Source organism: Streptomyces sp. NPDC047022 (genome assembly GCF_040644155.1).
Classification (GTDB): Bacteria; Actinomycetota; Actinomycetes; order Streptomycetales; family Streptomycetaceae; genus Streptomyces.
This window is the reverse complement of record NZ_JBEYVV010000089.1, coordinates 1-2,317: the sequence shown is the minus strand read 5'-3', so window position 1 is coordinate 2,317 and position 2,317 is coordinate 1. Positions and strand designations below refer to the sequence as shown.

Sequence of the window (2,317 nt, the reverse complement as noted above, 5' to 3'; positions counted from 1 at the left end):
TCACCGGTGTCACCTATGACTGGGGCCGGAGCAACTATGTACGACTGACGCCGGGTGAGCGCCCGGCGCATGTGCTGACCGTACTGCGGCCGTCCGTCCCCCACGCCACCAAGGTGAACCTGTTCGTGGGCGGTTGACAGCAATCGACATCTGGCCCCTGATCCGCCGGCCGCCACGGAAAGGACGTGACGCCATGCCGAAGACCCAGACCGCCACGCTCCGCCCGGACACCCCCGGCCCCGCCTCGCTGCTCCCCGCGCTCTCGGGTCTGCTGCGCGACTGGCTGCCGCGCCAGCGCTGGTTCGCGGGCAAGGGGTGCGCCGTGACGGACCTGGCGGTGCTGTCGGTGACCCAACTGCGGCCGGACTGCCTGCACCTGCTCGTCCGCGCCGACCACACCGAATTCCCCACGACAGGGGGACCTGGCGCGGCCTTGGCCGACTGCTACCAACTGTTCCTCGGCACAGGGAAATCGTTGCCGTCCCGGCTCGCCCCGGCCGCTGTCCTCGGCCGCGTGACCGAGGGACCCCTCGCCGGGCTGCTGCTCTACGACGCCCTGCAGGAGCGGGACTCGGCGTCCCTGCTCCTGGAACTGCTGGGCACACCGGGCACCATGGGCGTCCTGCGCTTCGAGTGCGACCGGCGCGTGGCGATCCCGGCCGGGCTCGAGCCGCGCCTGCTCGAAGCCGAGCAGTCCAACTCCTCGCTGGTGTACGGCGATGCGTACATCCTGAAGATCTTCCGCAGGGTGCGGCCCGGCATCAACCCGGACCTGGAGGTGCCCTGGGCGCTGGCCCGGCAGGGCTGCACCCGCGTACCCGCTCCGGTGGCCTGGTTCCGTACGTCGAGCCCCTGGGACGCGACGCTCGGCGTGCTCCAGCCGTTTCTGCACGGCGGTGTCGACGGCTGGGCGCAGGCCCTGGAAGCCCTCGAAACCGGGCGCGACTTCACCGAGGAGGCGTACGAGACGGGACGGGCCACGGCCGAGGTGCATCTCGCGCTCGCCGCCGCCTTCCCCGTGGAGTTCCAGGGCGCGCCCGAGAGCCGGAGGCTGGCGTCCGGGATGCTCGGCCGTCTGCGGGACGCAAGCCGCGCCGTACCGGAACTGCTGCCGTACGCGTCAGGACTGCGTTCCGCCTTCACCGAGCTGGCGTCGCTCGACACGTTCCGGCCCGCCCAGCGCATCCACGGCGACCTGCATCTCGGGCAGGTTCTGCGGGCCGAACGGCAATGGCACGTCATCGACTTCGAGGGCGAACCGGCACGCCCGCTCCCCGAACGGCGCCGTGCCCAGTCCCCGGTACGCGATGTCGCGGGCATGCTCCGCTCCTTCGAGTACGCCGCCCACGCCCACCGGCCCCTGCGCCCCGAGTGGGCGCTGCACTGCCGCGAGGCGTACTGCGCGGGCTACGCCGCAGAGTCCGGCTGGGACCCCCGGGCCGAACCGGAACTGCTGCGTGCGTACGAGACGGACCGTGCCGTGTACGAGGTCCTGTACGAGGCCCGGCACCGCCCCGACTGGCTGCCCGTGCCCATGGCGGCGATCGAGCGCCTCGCCGCACGTCCCGCCCTGAGGAGGCTGACGCCGTGACCGCCCCCGCCGCCCACCGGCCGCCCGGCTCCGGCCGGCCGGGTGTCCCGAGTCCCGCCCCGATGGAGCCGGGGGACAGGGAGAGGCTGCTGGCGGGCACTCACCACGATCCGCACACGGTGCTCGGCGCACACCCGGTGCCCGGCGGTGTGGTCCTGCGTGTGCTGCGCCCGTGGGCGCTCTCGGTCACCGTCGTCATGGGTGACGCGTGGGCCGAGCTGTACGACGACGGGGACGGCTTGTTCTCGGCACTCCTGGCGCGCGATGACGTACCGGACTACCGGCTCCTGGTGGCGTACGAGGACGGTGTGCTGGAGACCGACGACGCGTACCGCTTCCTGCCCGCGCTCGGCGACTTCGACCTGCATCTGATCGGCGAGGGCCGCCACGAGGAGCTGTGGACGGCGCTCGGCGCGCGGGTGATGAGCCACGCCGGTGTCCAGGGGACCCGATTCACCGTATGGGCGCCGGACGCCCGAGGGGTGCGGCTGTGCGGCGACTTCTGCCACTGGGACGGCACCGCTCACCCGATGCGGTCGCTCGGTTCGTCCGGCGTCTGGGAGCTGTTCGTTCCGGGAATCGGTGAGGGCGAGCTGTACAAGTTCGAGATCACCCGGCCGGACGGCTCAAGGACCCTGCGTGCCGACCCGATGGCCCGCCGCACCGAGGCCCCGCCGAACACGTCCTCGATCGTGGAGGCCTCCCGCCACGAGTGGGGGGACGGGG

General features: G+C 72.4%; 1 protein-coding gene and 2 pseudogenes. All 3 read left to right on the top strand.

The window, feature by feature from the left end:
* Window positions 1-137: pseudogene (locus ABZ845_RS31850) on the top strand (hypothetical protein); the annotation flags it as partial.
* Window positions 138-193: 56 nt separating this feature from the next.
* Entirely contained in the window at window positions 194-1,591 is a 1,398-nt protein-coding gene (locus ABZ845_RS31845) for a maltokinase (RefSeq protein ID WP_360987005.1), read from the top strand.
* Window positions 1,588-2,317 (top strand): annotated as a pseudogene (locus ABZ845_RS31840) (hypothetical protein); the annotation flags it as partial. The gene ABZ845_RS31845 and the pseudogene ABZ845_RS31840, both read left to right, overlap by 4 nt.